Source organism: Streptomyces sp. NBC_01006 (assembly GCF_045162725.1).
In the GTDB taxonomy this organism is placed as follows: Bacteria; Actinomycetota; Actinomycetes; order Streptomycetales; family Streptomycetaceae; genus Streptomyces.
In genome coordinates, this window is the sequence record NZ_CP108700.1 from 6,255,276 (window position 1) to 6,274,283 (window position 19,008).

16 protein-coding genes are annotated in these 19,008 nt (G+C 73.0%); 15 read left to right on the forward strand and 1 reads right to left on the reverse strand.

Annotated elements, in window-relative coordinates; translation table 11 throughout:
- Positions 1-38: 38 nt before the first annotated feature.
- Positions 39-1,409 (reverse strand): aminopeptidase P family protein, encoded by a 1,371-nt coding sequence (locus OG509_RS28565; protein WP_406185393.1) that lies wholly within the window; start codon positions 1,407-1,409, stop codon positions 39-41.
- A gap of 201 nt (positions 1,410-1,610) precedes the next feature.
- On the opposite strand from OG509_RS28565, the gene OG509_RS28570 reads away from it, so the two are divergent.
- The 15 genes from OG509_RS28570 (at position 1,611) to OG509_RS28640 (ending at position 18,894) form a co-directional block, all read left to right on the forward strand.
- Positions 1,611-4,010: a collagenase gene (locus OG509_RS28570; protein ID WP_406185395.1), complete on the forward strand. Its 2,400-nt coding sequence runs from the start codon at positions 1,611-1,613 to the stop codon at positions 4,008-4,010.
- 91 nt (positions 4,011-4,101) lie between these two features.
- Positions 4,102-5,253: an NAD(P)/FAD-dependent oxidoreductase gene (locus tag OG509_RS28575; RefSeq protein WP_406185397.1), complete on the forward strand. Its 1,152-nt coding sequence runs from the start codon at positions 4,102-4,104 to the stop codon at positions 5,251-5,253.
- A 178-nt stretch (positions 5,254-5,431) separates the two neighbouring features.
- Entirely contained in the window at positions 5,432-5,746 is a 315-nt protein-coding gene (locus OG509_RS28580; protein ID WP_406185399.1) for a (2Fe-2S)-binding protein, read from the forward strand.
- On the forward strand, positions 5,727-7,130 hold the full coding sequence (locus OG509_RS28585) for an NAD(P)/FAD-dependent oxidoreductase (RefSeq protein WP_406185400.1): 1,404 nt from the start codon (positions 5,727-5,729) through the stop codon (positions 7,128-7,130). Before OG509_RS28580 ends, OG509_RS28585 begins: the two co-directional genes overlap by 20 nt.
- A 75-nt stretch (positions 7,131-7,205) precedes the next feature.
- Entirely contained in the window at positions 7,206-8,138 is a 933-nt protein-coding gene (locus tag OG509_RS28590; protein ID WP_385590797.1) for a dihydrodipicolinate synthase family protein, read from the forward strand.
- 29 nt (positions 8,139-8,167) lie between these two features.
- Positions 8,168-9,172, forward strand: coding sequence for a proline racemase family protein (locus OG509_RS28595; protein ID WP_406185402.1), 1,005 nt, complete (start codon positions 8,168-8,170; stop codon positions 9,170-9,172).
- A complete protein-coding gene (locus tag OG509_RS28600) occupies positions 9,169-10,215 on the forward strand; it encodes a proline racemase family protein (RefSeq protein ID WP_406185403.1) in 1,047 nt (348 codons plus the stop codon). Before OG509_RS28595 ends, OG509_RS28600 begins: the two co-directional genes overlap by 4 nt.
- Complete coding sequence (locus OG509_RS28605) at positions 10,212-11,174, forward strand: ornithine cyclodeaminase family protein (protein ID WP_406185405.1); 963 nt, start codon at positions 10,212-10,214, stop codon at positions 11,172-11,174. Before OG509_RS28600 ends, OG509_RS28605 begins: the two co-directional genes overlap by 4 nt.
- Positions 11,175-11,230: 56 nt before the next feature.
- Entirely contained in the window at positions 11,231-11,941 is a 711-nt protein-coding gene (locus OG509_RS28610; protein ID WP_406185406.1) for a GntR family transcriptional regulator, read from the forward strand.
- Positions 11,942-12,088: 147 nt separating this feature from the next.
- A complete protein-coding gene (locus OG509_RS28615) occupies positions 12,089-12,817 on the forward strand; it encodes a hypothetical protein (protein ID WP_406185408.1) in 729 nt (242 codons plus the stop codon).
- Positions 12,818-13,085: 268 nt separating this feature from the next.
- The gene (locus OG509_RS28620) at positions 13,086-14,828 is read left to right on the forward strand and encodes an ABC transporter substrate-binding protein (protein WP_406185409.1); all 1,743 of its coding nucleotides are present in this window, start codon (positions 13,086-13,088) and stop codon (positions 14,826-14,828) included.
- Positions 14,829-14,850: 22 nt separating this feature from the next.
- Positions 14,851-15,804: an ABC transporter permease gene (locus OG509_RS28625; protein ID WP_406185411.1), complete on the forward strand. Its 954-nt coding sequence runs from the start codon at positions 14,851-14,853 to the stop codon at positions 15,802-15,804.
- On the forward strand, positions 15,801-16,787 hold the full coding sequence (locus OG509_RS28630) for an ABC transporter permease (RefSeq protein ID WP_134070376.1): 987 nt from the start codon (positions 15,801-15,803) through the stop codon (positions 16,785-16,787). Before OG509_RS28625 ends, OG509_RS28630 begins: the two co-directional genes overlap by 4 nt.
- Complete coding sequence (locus OG509_RS28635; RefSeq protein WP_406185412.1) at positions 16,787-17,875, forward strand: ABC transporter ATP-binding protein; 1,089 nt, start codon at positions 16,787-16,789, stop codon at positions 17,873-17,875. The genes OG509_RS28630 and OG509_RS28635 overlap by 1 nt, the downstream gene beginning before the upstream one ends.
- A complete protein-coding gene (locus tag OG509_RS28640; protein ID WP_406185413.1) occupies positions 17,872-18,894 on the forward strand; it encodes an ABC transporter ATP-binding protein in 1,023 nt (340 codons plus the stop codon). The genes OG509_RS28635 and OG509_RS28640 overlap by 4 nt, the downstream gene beginning before the upstream one ends.
- Positions 18,895-19,008: the final 114 nt, after the last annotated feature.

Consider the following 19,008-nt stretch of genomic DNA (forward strand, 5'->3'; position numbering starts at 1 on the left):
CGGCCGGGCATCCACTCCCACGGGGGTGGGGCGGATGCTCAGCCGGCCAGCAGGTTCCCCATCCACTCCTCGATCCCCGCCACCGTGCGGGGCAGGGCGCCCGACATCAGTCGGGCGCCCGTCGCCGTGATGACCAGGTCGTCCTCGATGCGCACGCCGATGCCCCGCAGCTCCGGCGGCAGGGTCTCGTCGTCCGGCTGCAGGTACAGACCCGGCTCGACCGTCAGCACCTGGCCCTCCTCCAGGACCCCGTCCAGGTAGGTCTCCGCGCGCGCCTTCGCGCAGTCGTGGACGTCCAGCCCCAGCATGTGGCCGCTGCTGCACAGCGTGTACCGCCGGTGCAGATCCCCCCGCGCGTCCTTCAGGACGCCCCACTCCGCCAGACCCTCCGCGATCACCCGCATCCCGGCCCGGTGGAAGTCCCGGAAGCTCGCGCCCGGGCGCAGCGCCGCCATGCCCGCGTCCTGCGCCGCCAGCACCAGCTCGTACACCTGCCGCTGGACGGGGGAGAAGCGCCCCGACAGCGGGAGGGTGCGCGTGATGTCCGCCGTGTAGAGGCTGTCGGTCTCCACGCCCGCGTCCAGCAGCAGCAGATCGCCGCGGTCGAGCCGGCCGTCGTTGCGGATCCAGTGCAGGACGCACGCGTGCGCGCCCGACGCCGCGATCGTGTCGTACCCGGTGCCGTTTCCCTCCGCCCGGGCGCGCAGGCCGAAGACCCCCTCGATCCACCGCTCGCCGCGCGGGTGCGCCAGTGCGCGCGGCAGCGCCCGTACGACGTCCTCGAACCCGGCGGTGGTGTGGTCGACGGCGAGCTGGAGCTGCCCGACCTCCCAGGCGTCCTTCACCAGGCGCAACTCGGAGAGGGCGGCGGCCAGTTCGGTGTCGGTCGCGGCGTTGCGGCCGGCCGGGGAGCCGAGCTCGTCCAGGTGGGCGCAGCGCAGGCCGGTCAGGCGCTCGGCCTCGGCCAGGTCGGGGCGGCGGCCGACCCAGAACTCCCCGTACCGGCGGTCCCGGTAGAACTCCTCGTTGCCGTCGGCGCGCGGGGAGCGGGGGCGCAGGTACAGCACGGGCTCGTGGCCGTGCGGGCCCGAGGGCTCCAGCACCAGGACGTGGCCCACCTGGTCCTCGCCGGTCAGCCCGGTCAGCCAGGCGTACGCGCTGTGCGGGCGGAAGCGGTGGTCGCAGTCGTTGGAGCGGACCTTGAGCTCGCCGGCCGGGATGATCAGCCGCTCGCCGGGGAAGCGCGCCGAGAGGCGCTCGCGCCGGACCGGGGTGACCTCGTACGCGGGGACCCGCGCGGTGTCAGGGAGGGGTGAAGGCGCCCAGTCGGCGGCCATGAAGCGGGACAACTCCGGTGATACCGGCAGGTCGTGGCTGCCGATGTTGAGGCGGGAGGGGGTGTCGGCCATCGGGGCTCCCTCAAGAAGATGCGAACTGGTGGGCGCACAGGTCTTGTCAGTGCAATTTCACATTACTATGTTACAGCTCACACCGCGGCACGTTAATCCCCGTCAAACGCCGTGTGACGCAGGGCAGTTCAGGCATTTCACGTATCACGCACCACCTCGCGCACCACTTCCCCCACCTCCCCTCCCCACCAGGAGTCCTCGGTGTCTCAGCACAGAGCTGTGCGTACGTCCCTCCTCTCCGCCGCGGTCGCGGTGACGCTGCTGGCCTCCGCCGGCCAGGCCGTGTCCCAGACCGCGGACCGGGCTCCCGCGGCCGCCCCCGCCCCGGCCGCCGTGCCCGGCACCTTCACCTCCGGAGCGCCCGCCGCGAACCCGTTCGACGAGGTCGAGCACCGCGCCTCGCCCAAGGAGGCCGCGCCGGCGACGGCCCAGGCTCCCGGCGGGATCGCCGCCGACGGACGCGTCCCCGGGGCCGCCCCGGCCGCCGCCCAGGCCGCGCGCCTCACCGAGCGCAGCGAGAAGAGCCGCGAGCGCGCCGCCGCCCAGGCAGCGCCCACCGCGCAGAGCGTCGCCGCCGGCGTCCCCTGCACCCTCGACGGGATCACGGGCCTCAGCCCCGAGCAGTTCGCCGACTTCCTGGCCGACCCGGCCGTCACCGCCGACGGCTGTCTGCGCGGGCTGATCTGGACCTGGGACGCCCGCCTCGCGCCCGTCATGGACGACGCGCACGTCCAGGCCGTCTCCCGCCGGATATCCGGCCTGGCCGCCGCCCACGACGGCCGTAACTCCTCGCACCTGGAGGAGCTGTTCACGTACCTGCACGCGGCCATCTACCACGACTTCTCCCGCGAGGAGATCGACCTCACCGACGCCGCGACCGCCGATGCCATGAGCCGGGCCGTCACCGACTTCGGCAACGCCGCGCGCACCTTCGACGTCACCGCCTCCAACGCCCGGACCCTGCGTGAGGCCCTCTACGCCACCGGCCCCGGCATGCGCCAGACCCAGCTCGGACTGATCAAGAAGGTCCTGGCCACCCTGGACGCCTCGCACCCCGCCACCAGCGGCGACGCGAACTGGGGCGGCGCGGCCCTCGCCGCCCTCACCGTCAACTACCTCGGCGTGTACCCGGGCAACCAGGACGCCGCCTTCCACGCCGCCGCCAAGGCCGACCCCGCCTACCGGGCCGCCTTCAAGGCCTTCGCCGGATACACCCACCTCAAGGGCACCACCAACGCGTGGGTGGTCCGCGACGCGCTCGGCGAGTACGGCCGCTTCGGCCAGATCGAGGGCCTCCAGGACCAGACCGCCGCCGACCTCGGCGCCCTCCTGGAGCCGGTCAAGGGCGCGTGGGGCAACGGCAGCGAGCCCTGGGCCAAGATCGTCTCCTGGCTGAACACCTACAACGCGTGCAAGCAGTACGGGGTGTGCAAGGAGGACATCGAGAAGATGCTCTTCCCGAACACGTACACCTACGACAACGGCGCCATCAAGGTCCGCACGGCCCTCGACCGGGCCACCGTCGACCAGCTCTACTACGCGAGCAAGCAGGTCAAGACGCAGTTCCACCGCGTCCTCGGCACCGACCAGCCGCTGGCCGGCGACCCCAACACCACTCTGAACATCGTGCTGTACGCCTCCCGCGCCGACTACGTGACCTACCAGACGATGCTGTACGGCTACGGCACCGAGAACGGCGGCATGTACATCGAGAACGGCGCCACGTTCTACACCTACCAGCGGCGCGTCCCGCAGGACTCCTCCCTCACCCTCGAAGAGCTCTTCCGGCACGAGTACACGCACTACCTCAACGGCCGTTTCGCCGTCCCCGGGTTCTTCGGCGAGGGCCCCTGGTACGAGGGCGACCGTACGACCGCCATGGACGAGGGCACCGCCGAGTTCTTCGACGGCGCCACCCGGGACAACGGCATCGCCGTCCGCAAGTCCCTGGTCAAGGGCATCATCAACGACACCGCCGGCGGCGGCCCGCGGATGACGGTCGAGCAACTGCTCAACGCCACGTACGACGGCGACGGCTTCCGCTTCTACAACTACGCGGGCACCTTCTTCGAGTTCCTGTGGACCGAGAAGCCCTCGCTGCTGCGCGAGATGTACACCCACCTGCGGGCCAACGACGTGGCCGGGTACGACGCCTGGCGCCACCGGATGGGCGCGGACTCCTACCTCCAGCGCGACTACAACCGCTTCCTGGACGCGCAGATCGCCAAGGTCGACCAGCTCTACGTGCCGAACACCAGCTTCACGCCCAACGACCGACTGCGCGACGCGGCGCTGGGATCCGTGAAGTCGTCCTTCGCGACCGCCACCTACAACACCCCGGACTGCGTGGAGAACGGGGACCCGGGCAAGCGCCGCTTCACCTGTACCGGCCGGATCAGCGCGAACCTGAAGGACTGGCGCAGCGACGACCAGAACTTCAAGGACATGTCGGAGACGGTGGACTACTTCATCCTCGACCGGGCGGGCGCGGCCTCCAACAACCTGGCCGACATGAACTGCTCCTTCAGCCCTGTGGAGATCTGGACCGACCACAAGGCGGGGACGTCGAGTTACAGCTGCGAGGGCCCGCTGCGCAGCTGATCCGGCGCCGGCGGCCGGTCCTGTTTCCAACGGGGGGCGGGACCGGCCGCCGGACCTAGGCACCTACTAAAGAATGTGACATATTACTGCCGTGCCCAAGAGACATCCCCTGGACGTCGTGATCATCGGCGCCGGCGTCGTCGGTGCCGCGATCGCGTACTACGCGGCCCGCGCCGGACTCTCCGTGGCCGTCGTCGACCGCGGCCCCGTCGTGGGCGGCACGACGGGGGCCGGGGAAGGCAACCTGCTCGTCTCCGACAAGGAGGCGGGCCCGGAGCTCGACCTGGCCCTGCTGTCGGCCGGCCTGTGGCGCGAACTCGCCGCCGTCCTCCCGCAGGAGATCGAGTACGAGGCCAAGGGCGGGCTCGTCGTCGCCCCGGACGAGGCTTCGCTGGGAGCGCTGCGGGACTTCGCCGAAGGCCAGCGCGCCGCCGGGGTCGAAGCCGTCGAGGCGGGGCCCCGAGACCTCCGCGAGCTGGAGCCCCATCTGGCCCCGGGTCCGGTCGGCGGCTTCCTGTACCCGCAGGACGCCCAGGTCCAGCCGGCCCAGGCGGCGGCGAGGCTGCTGGCCGCGTCGGGGGCTTCGGTGCACCTCGGCGAGGAGGTGACGGGGATCCTCACGGGGCCCGGGGGCGTCCGCGGGGTCCGCACCCGCGGCGGTGAACTCCTCGCCCCGGCCGTGGTGAACGCGGCCGGAACCTGGGGCGGGCGCATCGCGGAACTGGCCGGGGTGTCCCTCCCGGTGCTTCCGCGCCGCGGGTTCGTCCTGGTGACGGAGCCGCTGCCGAGGGTGGTCCGGCACAAGGTCTACGCCGCGGACTACATCGCCGACGTGGCGAGCGGCTCGGCGGCACTCCAGTCCTCGGCGGTGGTGGAGGGGACGCCGGCGGGGCCGGTGCTGATCGGGGCGACCCGGGAGCGGGTGGGCTTCGACCGGAGCCTGTCGGTGGAGGCCCTGCGCCGCCTCGCCGCGCAGGCGGCGGCGCTCTTCCCCGTCCTGGCGGACGTCCGGGTGCTCCGCACCTACCACGGCTTCCGCCCCTACCTCCCGGACCACCTCCCGGCGATCGGCCCGGACCCCCGGCTCCCGGGCCTCCTGCACGCCTGCGGCCACGAGGGAGCCGGCATCGGCCTCGCCCCGGCCACCGGAGTCCTGATCACCGCCGCCCTGACGGGGTCGCAACCCCCGCTCCCCCTGGACCCGTTCCACCCGGCCCGCTTCGACGAGGACCGGGCCCGATGACCGCCCGATCCCAGCTCCGCCGGCGTTTGAAGCGCGGGGTCCGGGGCGGAGTCCCCGGGGGCACCCCCAGCGGTAGCTGGGGGAGACACGGAGAAAGGGCGGGGCGGGGAGAAGGCCCGCGCAGCGGCAACCGGTACCGCCCCGCCACCTGCACCACGCCGCCCAAGGAGACCCCCCGATGAGCCCGACCCCCCGCACCCTCGTCGGCGGAGCCCCCTCGGCGACGTACGTCCTGCGCTTCGACGGCCGCGAGCTCACGGCCCAGGCGGGCCAGAGCATCGCCGCCGTGCTCTGGGGCGCCGGGATCCTCGCCTGGCGGTCCACCCGCCAAGGCGGCGCCCCGCGCGGAGCGTTCTGCGGGATCGGCAGCTGCTACGACTGCCTCGTCACCGTCAACGGCCGCCCCAACCAGCGCGCCTGCCTCGTCCCCGCCCGCCCCGGGGACACCGTCACCACCCAGGAGGGAACCGGCCATGCCGAGCTCGGCGTCTGACACCGCCCCGCCCGACCTCGCGATCGTCGGTGCCGGCCCCGCCGGGCTGGCCGCCGCCGTCACGGCCGCCGGCCTCGGGCTCCGGGTCACCCTCCTCGACGCGGGGGAGCGCCCCGGCGGCCAGTACTACCGCCACCCCGCGCCGGGGCTCGGGGCGGACCGTCCCGAAGCCCTGCACCACGGGTGGGCCGCCTTCGCCTCGCGCGAAGCCGCCCTGCGCGCCCACGCGTCGGCCGGCCGGATCACGTACCTGCCGGCCCACCACGTCTGGGCCGTGGTCCCGGACGGCGGCCGCGGCTGGACGCTGCACGCCGTCGCCGGCCTTGAGGAGGCGGCCGCCACCCTGCACGCCCGGGCCGTGCTCCTGGCCACCGGGTCGTACGAGCGGCAACTGCCCTTCCCCGGCTGGACCCTGCCCGGGGTGGTCGGGGCCGGCGGGGCCCAGGCCATGCTCAAGAGCGGGCTCGTACTGCCGGGCAAGCGCGTGGTGGTCGCCGGGAGCGGCCCGCTGCTGCTCGCCGTCGCCGGCTCCCTCTCCGCCGCCGGGGCCCGGGTGCCGGCCGTGGTCGAGGCCGCCGCGTACACCGCGTACGCCGGCCACCTCCCCGCCCTGCTCCGCAACCCCGGCAAGCTCGCCGAGGCCGCCACGTACGGCAGCGCCCTCCTGCACCGCCACATCCGCCTCCTCACCCGGCACGCCGTGACCGAGGCCCACGGCGCCGACCGGGTCGAGGCCGTCACCGTGGCCCGCCTGGACCGGGACTGGCGGCCCGTGCCCGGCACCGCCCGCCGGATCCCCTGCGACGCCCTCGCCGTCGGCCACGGGCTCGTCCCGCAGCTGGAGCTGGCGACCGGCCTGGGCTGCGCCACCCGCCCGGCCGCCGACGGCACCGTCGCCCTGGCGCTGGACGCCGAGCAGCGGACCTCGGTCCCCGGGATCTGGTCCGCGGGCGAGACCGGCGGCATCGGCGGCGCCCAACTGGCGCTCCTCGAAGGGGAGATCGCCGCCCACGCGATCGCCGGCCGGCCCGCGCCCACCGCCCTCGCCCGCCGCCGCGCCCGGCTGCGCGTCTTCGCCGAGGCCATGGGCGCCGCCCACCGCCCCGGCGAAGGCTGGACCGGCTGGCTGCGCGACGACACCGACGTGTGCCGCTGCGAGGAGGTTCCGGCCGGGCGGATCCGCGAGGCCGTCGCCGACCTCGGCGCGCGGGACGCCCGTACGGTCAAACTCCTCACCCGCTCCGGAATGGGCTGGTGCCAGGGCCGCATGTGCGGACCGGCCGTCGCTGCCCTCGCCGGCGACGGGCCCGCGGCCGACCGGCGGCCCCTGTCCTGCCCGGTCCCGCTGCGCCACCTCGCGGAACTGCCCCCGGCGGACGGCTGATCGGGCGGCCCGGACCCTTGTGGCCGCCTCACACCCACTAGTAAAATGTCACACACCACTCTAGGGAGCTCTCTCATGACCGACGCGCACACCCCCGCGCCCACCACCGGTACGGACACCCGCACCCGCCCCTGGCACGGCATCATGGTCGCCACCGCGCTGCCGCTGCGCGAGGACCTCACCGTCGACCACGACGCCTACGCCGAACACGTGGCCTGGCTCATCGCCAACGGCTGCGACGGCGTGGTCCCCAACGGCTCCCTCGGGGAGTACCAGACCCTGACCGACGAGGAGCGGGCCCGCGTGGTCCGTACCGCCGTCGAGGCCGCCGGCGACGGCGCCCGCGTCATGCCCGGCGTCGCCGCCTACGGCAGCGCCGAGGCCCGCCGCTGGGCCGACCAGGCCGCCGAGGCCGGGGCCGGCTCCGTACTCCTGCTGCCCCCCAACGCCTTCCGGGCCGACGAGGCGACCGTACGCGCCCACTACGCCGACGTCGCCCGCGCCGGGCTGCCCGTCGTCGCGTACAACAACCCCATCGACACCAAGGTGGACCTGACCCCCGGCCTGCTCGCCCGCCTGCACGGCGACGGCAGCATCGTCGCCGTCAAGGAGTTCAGCGGGGACGTCCGCCGGGCGTACGAGATCGCCGAACTCGCCCCGGGCCTCGACCTGCTCATCGGCGCCGACGACGTCCTCCTCGAACTCGCCCTCGCCGGCGCGGTCGGCTGGATCGCCGGCTACCCCAACGCCCTGCCGCGCTCCTGCGCCGAGCTCTACCGGGCCGCCGTCGCCGGGGACCTCGCCACCGCGCTGCCGCTGTACAAGTCCCTGCACTCACTGCTGCGCTGGGACTCCAAGACCGAGTTCGTCCAGGCCATCAAGCTCTCCATGGACCTCGCGGGACGCCCCGGCGGCGCCACCCGCCCGCCCCGCTTCCCGCTCACCGGGGAGACCGAGGCGGCCGTCCGCGCCGCCACCGAGAAGGCCCTCGCCGAGGGCCACAACTAGTCCCCCCGGGGGACCGGAAGGGCACTGGAATGCGTACGCGCCACATCTACCACGCGGTGGACTCGCACACCGAGGGCATGCCGACCCGGGTGATCACCGGAGGCGTCGGGGTGATCCCCGGCGCCACCATGGCCGAGAAACGGCTCCACTTCATCGAGCACCTGGACCACGTCCGGACCCTGCTCATGTACGAGCCGCGCGGGCACTCCGCGATGAGCGGCGCCATCCTGCAGCCCCCCACCCGCCCCGACGCCGACTTCGGCGTGCTGTACATCGAGGTGTCGGGCCTGCTGCCCATGTGCGGGCACGGGACCATCGGGGTCGCGACCGTCCTGGTCGAGACGGGCATGGTGGAGGTCGTCGAGCCGGTCACCACCGTCCGGCTCGACACCCCGGCCGGGCTGGTGAGCGTGGACGTCCGGGTCGAGGACGGGGCGGCCACCGCCGTCACCCTCACCAACGTCCCCTCCTTCTGCGTCGGACTCGACCTCAAGGCCGAGGTCCCCGGCTTCGGCACGGTCACCTACGACCTCGCCTACGGCGGGAACTTCTACGCCTTCGTCGAACTCGACGCCCTCGGCCTCCCCTTCGACCGGGAGCGCAAGGACGAACTGCTCGCCGCCGGACTCGCCGTCATGGACGCGATCAACGCCTCCGGCGACCGGCCCGTCCACCCCGAGAACCCCACCATCTCCGGGGTCAAACACGTCTACCTCGCCGCCCCCGGCTCCGACGCCCGCCGCTCCCGGCACGCCATGGCCATCCACCCGGGCTGGTTCGACCGCTCGCCCTGCGGTACGGGGACCAGCGCGCGCATGGCCCAGCTGCACGCCCGAAGCCTCCTCGGGCTCGGCGCGGACTTCGTCAACGAGTCCTTCATCGGGACGGAGTTCACCGGCCGACTGGTCGGGGAGACCACGGTCGGCGGGTTCCCGGCCGTCGTCCCCACCGTCACCGGGCGGGCGTGGATCACCGGCACCGCCCAGTACTTCCTCGACCCGTCCGACCCCTTCCCCGCGGGGTTCCTGCTGTGACCGCCGAGGCCGCTGTCGTACGGACCGTGGACTACCACACCGCCGGGGAGCCGTTCCGGATCGTCGACACCGCCGCGGCCGGCCTGCCGCCCGTACCCGGGGACACCGTCGCCGAGCGCTGCTCCACCGCCATCGGCCCCGGGGGGTCCGGGACGGCTCCGCGTCGCAGCCCGCTGGACGACGTACGCCGGCTCCTCGTGCAGGAGCCGCGCGGGCACGCCGGGATGTACGGCGGGTTCGTCGTGCCCCCGGACGACGACGGGGCCCACCTCGGCGTGCTGTTCTGGCACAAGGACGGCTACTCCACCGCCTGTGGCCACGGCACGATGGCCCTCGGCGTCTGGGCCGTGGACACCGGCCGGGTCGCCGCGCCGGACGACGGGGACGCGCAGGTACGGATCGACGTGCCGTCGGGGCGGGTCGCCGCGACCGTGCACCGCGCCGGCGGCCGGACCACCGGGGTCACCTTCCGCAACGTCCCGGCCCGGGTCGGCGCCCGCAAGGTGCCGGTGGCGACCACCCTGGGCCTGGCGGAGGTGGACATCGCGCACGCCGGAGCCTGCTACGCGTCCGTCGCCGCCCGGGACCTCGGCCTGGAGGTCACCCGGGCCGCCCTGCCCGAACTGGTCCGCGCCGGGCAGGAGATCAGGGCCGCACTGGCCGCACACCCCGGGACCTGGCACCCCGAGGGTCCGCTGCTCTCCGGGGTCTACGGGGTGATCCTCCACGAGGAGCTGCCCGGCACCCCCTTCGGGCCGCACCAGCGCAACGTCACCGTGTTCGCCGACGGGCAGATCGACCGCTCGCCCTGCGGCTCGGGCACCTCTGCGCGGCTCGCGCTGCTCGCGGAGGACGGCCGGATCGGGCCGGGCGAGGACCTGCTCCACGAGTCGGTGACGGGCACGGTGTTCACGGGCCGGGTGGTGCCGGTGGGATCCCTCGACGGTCTGGTCACGGAGGTCACCGGGACGGCCTACCGCACCGGCGAGCACGCCTTCGTCCGCGAGCCGCAGGACCCCCTCGGCGCGGGATTCCTGCTGTGATCCCGCAGTTCGACGCCGCGGAGACGGCCACACTGCTCACCCCGGCCGCGGCCGCCGACGCGCTGGCCGACGTACTGCGGGCCGGGCTGGACCCGGAGTCCTGCCCACAGCGCTCGGCGCTGGCCGTACCCGGCGGCGGCGAGCTGCTGCTGATGCCGGCCGCGGCGGGGGCGTACGCCGGGGTGAAGATCGCCGGCGTGGCGCCCGGCAATCCGGCCCTCGGGCTCCCTCGCATCACCGGCTCGTACCTGCTGCTGGACGGCCCGACGCTGCGCCCGCTGGCCCTGTTCGACGGCGCGGCGCTGACCGCCCTGCGCACCCCGGCGGTCTCGGCGCTCGCCCTGCGGTACCTGGCGCCGGCCGGGCGGGCCCTGCGGCTGGTGCTCTTCGGCGCCGGCCCGCAGGCGCACGGGCACCTCGAAGCGGTGCGGGAGGTACGGGAGTTGGCGGGGGTGGTGGTCGTGGGCCGCGACCCGAGGGCCGCGCAGCGGCTGGCGGCGCACGCCCGCGCCCTGGGGGCGGCGGCCCGTACGGGCACCCCGGCGGACGTGGCGGACGCGGACCTGGTGCTGTGCTGCACCACGGCCCGCGAACCCCTCTTCGACGGGCGGCTGGTGGCCCCGGGAGCGACGGTCGTGGCGGTCGGCTCGCACGAGCCGGACGCCCGGGAGACCGACACCGCGCTGGTGCGGCGGGCCGCGGTGTACGTGGAGTCGCGGGCGGCGGCGCTGCGGGAGGCGGGGGACCTGCTGGTGCCGGAGGCGGAGGGGGCGATCGGGCCCGGTCATATCAACGGCACCCTGGCCGACCTGGTGGCGGGCCGGATGCCGGTGGCCGGGCCCCCGAGTTGTCCACAGCTCTTCAAGAGCGTGGGCATGGCCTGGGAAGATCTCGCTGTGGCGGTGGCGATGTATCGCGCCGCAGGAGACACCACCGCTCGGAGATCAAGCGCAACGTGACATTGTACGCTGTCCTCTGCACTCGGTGGTGCAAAGCCGGTTCGGAGGAAGAGCAAATGGGTGACCTGAAGCAGCACAGTCTCATCAAGGCCCAGGAACGGCTCCGCGACCAGGTCGGCCACGCCCTTCGAGCAGCCCTGATAGCGGGTGAACTGCGCCCCGGCAGCGTCTACTCGGCGCCCGGCCTGGCCGCCGAACTCGGGGTCTCCGCCACGCCCGTCCGCGAGGCGATGCTCGACCTGGCCCGCGAGGGCCTGGTGGAACCCGTACGCAACAAGGGCTTCCGGATCACCGAGGTCAGCGAGCGCGACCTGGACCAGTACACCGAGCTGCGCACGATGATCGAGGTGCCGACCATCGGCCGGATCACGAAGATCGCCACGGCGGAGCAGCTGGAGGCGCTGCGGCCCGTCGCCGAGGAGATCGTCACCAGCGCCCGCGAGCACAACCTCATCGGCTACCTGGAGGCGGACCGCCGCTTCCACCTCTCCCTGCTGGCCCTGGCCGGCAACGACCGGCTGGTGGAGACGGTGGGCGACCTGCGCAAGCGCTCGCGGCTGTACGGGCTGACGGGCCTGGACGAGGCCGGAAAGCTGGTCTCCTCCGCCGAGGAGCACATCGAGCTGCTGGACCTGATGATCGCCGGCGACGCGGAGGCGGCGGAGGCCTGCATGGTCCGCCACCTCGGCCACGTCCGCTCCCTCTGGGCCCAGGGCCGCGACGAGCCGGTCGGCCGTACGCCGGGAGGCCTCGGCTCGGGCATCTAGCGCTGCTGGACCGGTGACGGGGAGGGTGCGCCGGGCGGGTGGACCTCGTGATGCCTGCGGGTGACGGCTGCGAACGGAGGTTGTTCCCACCCGGAATCCGTCTATCAACACAGAGTCCTGTGCACCGAGCGATGGGTTGTGCCTGTGTTGAAGACTGCGTTTCGAATCGCTTCCGCCACCGTCCTGGTCACCGTCTCGTTGGCGTTCGGCTCACCCGCCGGCGCCGCGGCGGATCCGTACCCGGGGACCCCGCAGCAGATCCGTGATACCGGCCCCTGCGGCCCGACCGGCGGCTACCGTGTGTCGGAGTGGATGCAGACCACGACGGACCCCTCGATCCGGGCGGACGTGGACCTCGCCGCGGTGCGCGAGGCCTGGTACTGGCGGCACGACGTGAACACGCTGTGGCGCGGCGACTCCCGGGCCCCCCAAGAGATCTTCGCCAGCGGCTTCGAGCCGCGGGGCATGAACCTCATCCCGCTGTCGCAGTGGATCATCGGGGGCGCCCAACAGCCGGACGCCGCGCACGTGAGCACCACGTGTGAGCGGTGGGTGGCGCAGGAATTCGCCACGGGGAGCGGGGACGGCTGGGTGTACGCGATCCAGGCTCCCGGCGGGATCGACATCAACGCCACCGCACGGCAGACCGGCCTCGTGTCGACCTTCCTGTGGAACAAGGAGATCGACTTCCCCGGCGGCGTCGAAGGCAGGTTCATCGAGGGAGCCTGCAAGTACCACCTCGTCGGCCGGGACCCGCAGACGAACGACCGCATCTACCAGAACCTCGGCTGTGTGACGAACAGCAACTTCCATCCGGTTCCGAGCAAGGACAAGGGCAAGGGCAAGGAAAAGCAAACGGCCGGTTCGCCGCATTGAGCTGATCCCCGGCGGGAGCGGGTGACGCTCCGCCGTTCGTCGTGACGCGCAGCGCCAGGTGGTGACGGGATGACGACCGTCGACCGCCTGGCGCTGCGCGTCGTCGGGCAGTCGCCGCACTCGGGCTGTCCGACGGCTTCGACTCCCGTTCGAGGGGCCGGATTTGGGCACGGCTGGATAACGGCGGCGCCAACCTCTTGTCAGTGCAATTTCACATTACTATGTTACCGGTCACATCATAGAGCGCGGCCCTTCACTGGAGTGACCCATGACCAAGCGCACCCAACTCGCCCTCGCCACCGCCCTCGTGGCGGCACTCGCACTCGGCGCCTCGGGATGCTCCGACCCCAAGAAGGGCTCCACCGGCGCCGGCGCGGGCAACCCCGCCGCCGCCAACGACGGCAAGATCCTCGGCGGGAGCCCGGTCAAGGGCGGGACCCTGACCGTCCTGTCCAACCAGGACTTCGCCCACCTCGACCCCGCCCGCAACTGGGTCATGCCGGCCATGGACTTCGGCACCCGCCTCCTCTACCGCACGCTCGTCACCTTCAAGGCCGAGCCCGGCAAGGCCGGCAGCGAGCTCGTCCCCGACCTCGCCACCGACCTCGGCACCCCCTCCAACGGCGGCAAGACCTGGACCTTCACCCTCAAGGAGGGTGTGAAGTACGAGGACGGCTCACCCGTCAAGGCGCAGGACATCAAGTACAACGTCGAGCGCTCCTTCGCCCCCGACCTCACCGGCGGCCCCGACTACGCCGCCCAGTACCTGGCCGGCGGCGAGGGCTACAAGGGGCCGCTTCAGGGGCAGCACCTCGACTCCGTCAAGACCCCCGACGACCGCACCATCGTCTTCGAACTGAAGCGCCCGGTCGCCGAGTTCTCCGCCACCGCCACCCTCCCCACCTTCGCCCCGGTCCCGCAGTCCCAGGAGAAGGGCACCCAGTACGACGCCCGCCCGTTCTCCTCCGGCCCGTACAAGATCGAGTCGTACGACCGCGACAAGAAGCTCGTCCTCGTCCGCAACGAGCACTGGGACCCGAAGACCGACACCGTCAGAAGGGCCTACCCCGACAAGTTCGTCGTGGTCATGGGACTCAAGGGCGGCCAGATCGACGACCGGATCATCGCCGGCGAGGGCGCCGACGCCTCCGCCGTCCAGTACATGGACATGCGCCCCGAGAGCGCCCCCAAGGTGCTGCCGAAGCCGGAGGTCAAGGCGCGCCTGCTCGCCGAGTCCCAGGGCTGCACCGAGATGCTCTCCTTGAACAACTCCCGGGCGCCCTTCAACGATCCCAAGGTCCGCGAGGCCATGCAGTACGCCCTCGACAAGGAGGCGGTGATCACCGCGGGCGGCGGCCCGGCCCTCAACGAGATCGCCACCGCCTACCTGCCCCCGGCGCTCTCCGGCGGCAAGCAGGCCGACGCCCTGAAGATCGCCCCGGCCGGAGACCCGGCCAAGGCCAAGGAACTCCTCAAGGCCGCGGGCAAGGAGTCCCTGAAGGTCTCCCTCGCCGTCTCCACCGGCGACAAGGGCAAGGCCGAGGCCATCCAGCAGGGCCTGTCCCGCGTGGGCATCGAGGTCGTCGTCGACACCATCGACCCGGGCGCGTACTACGACGTCATCGGCGACCTCTCCACCACGCCCGACATGACCCTCGCCGGCTGGTGCCCCGACTACCCCTCCGGCTCCACCTGGATCCCCTTCGTCTTCGACGGACGCACCATCAAGGAGAAGGGCAACCAGGGCAACACCAGCCAGTTCCGCGACGAGGCCACCATGAAGCGGATCGACGAGATCAACGCCATGGCCGACGCCAAGCAGGCCAACCAGGCCTGGATCGACCTCGACGCCGAGATCATGAAGAAGTCCCCGGCCGTCCCGGTCCTCCTGGAGCGCAAGCCGCTGCTCGTCGGCCCCAACATCGCGGGCGCCTACGGCCACCCCGTGTGGACCGGCACCGTCGACTACGGGACCGTCGGCCTCAAGGACCCCTCGAAGAGCCAGGGCTGAGGGATACGGAGCCCCCGACACCATGACCACCACCGTCCCCGGCGCCGCCGAGGCCGGGCCCGCGGCGGCCCCGGCCACCGGCAGCAGCCCCTGGCAGCTCGCCCGGCGGGAGCTCCGCCGCCGCCCCGCCGTCCGCGTCAGCCTCTGCGTCGTGCTCCTCTTCGTGCTGATGGCCGTCACCGCGCCCTGGCTGGGCGCGCTCGGCGGCTGGTCCCCCGAGGAGTTCGACAAGTCCGCCATCGACCCCTATCTCGGCGGCCAGCCCCTCGGCTCCCTCGGCGGGATCAGCCCCGAGCACTGGCTCGGCGTCGAACCCGTCACCGGCCGCGACCTGTTCGCCCGCGTCGTCCACGGCGCCCAGGTCTCCCTCCTCATCGCCTTCGCCGCCACCGCCATCGTCGTCATCGCGGGCACCGCCGCCGGGATCGCCGCCGGCTACTTCGGCGGCCGCACCGACACGGTCCTGTCCCGCCTGATGGACCTGACCATGTCCTTCCCCTCCCTCATCTTCATGATCGCGATGCTGTCGGTGGCCAAGGACGTCAACCGGATCGTGCTCATGACCGCCGTCATCGGCCTCTTCGGCTGGCCCGGCGTCGCCCGCGTCGTCCGCGGCCAGACCCTCTCCCTCAAACACCGCGAGTACGTGGACGCCGCCCGCGTCGGCGGCGCCGGCTCCTGGCGGATCCTGACCCGCGACATCCTCCCGGGAGTTTCCGGCCCGGTCATCGCCTACACCACCCTGCTCATCCCCGGCATGATCAGCACCGAGGCCGCGCTCAGCTACCTCGGCGTGGGCGTCCGCCCGCCGACCCCGTCCTGGGGCCAGATGATCGCCGAGTCCGTCGCCTTCTACGAGACCGACCCCATGTACTTCGTCATCCCGAGCACCTTCCTCTTCCTCGCGGTACTCGCCTTCACCCTGCTCGGCGACGCTCTGCGCGACATCCTCGACCCGAGGGGCGGCCGCGCGTGATCCTCTACCTCGCGCGCCGGCTGCTCGCCCTCGCGGGCGTTCTGCTCGCCATCGCCGCCGTCACCTTCCTCATCTTCTACGTCCTGCCCACCGACCCGGCCGCGGCCGCCTGCGGCAAGACCTGCAGCGCCGAACGGCTGGCCGACGTACGGGAGTACCTCGGCCTGGACCAGCCGGTGTGGCGGCAGTTCGCCGACTTCCTCACCGGCATCTTCACCGGCCGCACCCTCGGCACCGGCCAGTACGCCGTCCAGTGCGACTTCCCGTGCCTGGGCTACTCGTACGAGAACTCCCTGCCCGTGTGGGACCTGCTGATGGACCGCCTCCCAGTCTCCGCCTCCCTCGCCGTCGGCGCCGCCGCGCTGTGGCTGCTGCTCGGCCTCGGCGCCGGGGTCACCGCCGCCCTGCGCAAGGACACCGCCACCGACAAGGCCCTGATGGTCGGCGCCGTCGCCGCCGCCTCGCTGCCCGTCTACTTCACCTCCGTGATGCTCATCTACGGGGTCATCCGGGTCGCCGGGCTCCTGCCCTACCCCACCTACCAGGCCTTCACCGACAACCCGCTCGCCTGGGCGGCCAACCTGCTGCTGCCGTGGACCGCGCTCGCCCTGCTGTACGCGGCCATGTACGCCCGCCAGAGCCGCGGCTCGATGATCGAGGCGATGGCCGAGCCGTACATCCGTACCGCCCGCGCCAAGGGCATGCCCGAGCGCACGGTCGTCGTCAAGCACGGCCTGCGCTCCGGGATGACCCCGATCCTCACCATCTTCGGCATGGACCTCGGCGGGCTGCTCGCCGGCGCCGTCATCACCGAGTCCATCTTCGGACTCCCGGGCATCGGGCGGCTGTTCTACGGGGCCCTGGTCAGCTCGGACCAGCCGGTGGTCCTCGGGGTCACGCTGCTCGCCGCCTTCTTCATCGTCGTCGCCAACCTCGTCGTCGACCTCCTGTACGCCGTCATCGACCCGAGGGTGAGGTACTGATGGCCGTTCTCCCCGGCGCCCCGCGCCCCGATGCCCCGCTCCTCGAAGTACGCGACCTGCACGTCACCTTCGCCACCCCGCACGGCCCCGTACGGGCCGTCGACTCGCTCGGCTTCACCGTCGAGGCCGGGCGCACCCTCGGCATCGTCGGCGAATCCGGATCCGGCAAGTCCGTCACCTCGCTCGCCGTCATGGGCCTGCACCGGGGCGCCGAGGTCGGCGGCTCCATCGCCCTCGCCGGGCAGGAGCTCACGGGCATGTCCGAGAAGGAGCTGTCCCGGCTCCGCGGCCGGAAGATGGCCATGATCTTCCAGGACCCGCTGTCCAGCCTGCACCCCTACTACACGGTCGGCGAGCAGATCGCCGAGCACTTCCGCGTGCACTTCAAGGCGGGCCGGGCCGCCGCGCGCAAGCGGGCAGTCGACATGCTCGGCGAGGTCGGCATCCCGGATCCGGCCCGTCGGGTCGGGGAGTACCCGCACCAGTTCTCCGGCGGCATGCGCCAGCGCGTCATGATCGCCATGGCCCTGGCCTGCGAACCCGATCTGCTGATCGCCGACGAGCCCACCACGGCCCTCGACGTGACCGTGCAGGCGCAGATCCTGGAGCTCATCGCCCGGCTCCAGCAGGAGCGCGGCCTGGGCGTCGTGATGATCACCCACGACCTGGGGGTCGTCGCCCGCGTCGCCCACGAGGTACTGGTCATGTACGGCGGCCGGGCCGCCGAACAGGCCGGGGTCGACGAGCTGTTCGCCGATCCGGCGCATCCGTACACCCGGGGCCTGCTCGACTCGCTGCCCCGGCTGGACGACGCCGACGACGATCCGCTGCGGGCGATCCCCGGCTCCCCGCCCTCCCTGCTCACGCTCGCCCCGGGGTGCGCGTTCGCCCCGCGCTGCGCGGTCGCGGCCGCCGGCACCGGGGCGGAGCGGGAGCGCTGCACGGGCGAACGGCCCGAGCTCCTGCCGTACGGCGGCCCCGGCCGGCTGGCCGCCTGCCATGTCGCGGGGCGTACGGCACCGGCCGCCGGCGCCGCGACCGTTGCCGCGGCCGGTGCCGCCGCGACCGAATCGGAGGTGTCCCGATGAGTACGCTCGTACCCGCCCCGGCGCCCGGGCCGGCCGCCCCGGACCGGACCCCGCCGGCGCTGCTCTCCGTGCGCGACCTGACCATGGCCTTCCCCGGCAGACGCGCCGCGTCCGGGCGCCGGGGGGCGCCCGTGCGCGCCGTCGACGGGGTCTCCTTCGACCTCGCGGCGGGCGAAACCCTCGGCCTGGTCGGGGAGTCGGGCTGCGGGAAGTCCACCACCGGCCGGATGCTGGTCCGGCTGCTGGAACCCACCTCCGGCAGCATCACGTTCGACGGACGGGACATCACGAGGCTGTCGCAGCGCGCGCTCCGCCCGCACCGGCGCCACCTCCAGATGGTCTTCCAGGATCCGCACTCCTCCCTCAACCCCCGCCAGACGGTGGCCCGGATCATCTCCGACCCGCTGCTCGTGCAGGGCTGGTCGGCCTCCGACGCGCGCCGCCGGGCGGCCGAGCTGATGGACCTGGTCGGGCTGATCCCGGAGCACATCGACCGCTACCCGCACGAGTTCTCCGGCGGCCAGGCCCAGCGCATCGGTATCGCCCGCTCGCTGGCCACCAGCCCGCGGCTGGTCGTCGCCGACGAGCCGGTCTCCGCCCTCGACGTCTCCGTCCAGGCGCAGATCGTCAACCTGATGGAACGGCTGCGCCGCGAACTGGGTCTGGCGTACTTGTTCATCGCGCACGACCTGTCCGTGGTGAAACGGGTCAGCGACCGGGTCGCCGTCATGTACCTCGGCCGGATCGTCGAGATCGGCGCGAAGCGCGCCCTGTACGAGAACCCCCAGCACCCGTACACCCGGGCGCTGCTCTCCGCCGTACCGCTGCCGGACCCGGCGGCCGAGCGGCGGCGCGAGCGGATCGTGCTGCACGGCGACCTGCCGAACCCGTCCGATCCGCCCCCGGGCTGCACCTTCCACCCGCGCTGCCCGAAGGCGCAGGACGTCTGCCGCACGGACCGCCCGCTGCTGCGGATCGCCGCCTCCCGCGAGGTGGCCTGCCACTTCCCCGGTGACTGACGGGGATCCAGGGGAAGAAGGAGGAGGGCCCCGGCGCCGACACGATCGGCTCCGGGGCCCTCCGTCGTCCGAGCCGGCCGAGGGGAGCCCCGCGGCGGACCACCGTCCGGGCTG

Coding starts and splice junctions, on each gene's coding strand:
- OG509_RS28565 (WP_406185393.1), bottom strand. CDS start 1,409: ATGGCCGACACCCCCTCCCGCCTCAACATCGGCAGCCACGACCTGCCG.
- OG509_RS28580 (WP_406185399.1), top strand. CDS start 5,432: ATGAGCCCGACCCCCCGCACCCTCGTCGGCGGAGCCCCCTCGGCGACG.
- OG509_RS28585 (WP_406185400.1), top strand. CDS start 5,727: ATGCCGAGCTCGGCGTCTGACACCGCCCCGCCCGACCTCGCGATCGTC.
- OG509_RS28590 (WP_385590797.1), top strand. CDS start 7,206: ATGACCGACGCGCACACCCCCGCGCCCACCACCGGTACGGACACCCGC.
- OG509_RS28595 (WP_406185402.1), top strand. CDS start 8,168: ATGCGTACGCGCCACATCTACCACGCGGTGGACTCGCACACCGAGGGC.
- OG509_RS28610 (WP_406185406.1), top strand. CDS start 11,231: ATGGGTGACCTGAAGCAGCACAGTCTCATCAAGGCCCAGGAACGGCTC.
- OG509_RS28620 (WP_406185409.1), top strand. CDS start 13,086: ATGACCAAGCGCACCCAACTCGCCCTCGCCACCGCCCTCGTGGCGGCA.
- OG509_RS28625 (WP_406185411.1), top strand. CDS start 14,851: ATGACCACCACCGTCCCCGGCGCCGCCGAGGCCGGGCCCGCGGCGGCC.
- OG509_RS28635 (WP_406185412.1), top strand. CDS start 16,787: ATGGCCGTTCTCCCCGGCGCCCCGCGCCCCGATGCCCCGCTCCTCGAA.
- OG509_RS28640 (WP_406185413.1), top strand. CDS start 17,872: ATGAGTACGCTCGTACCCGCCCCGGCGCCCGGGCCGGCCGCCCCGGAC.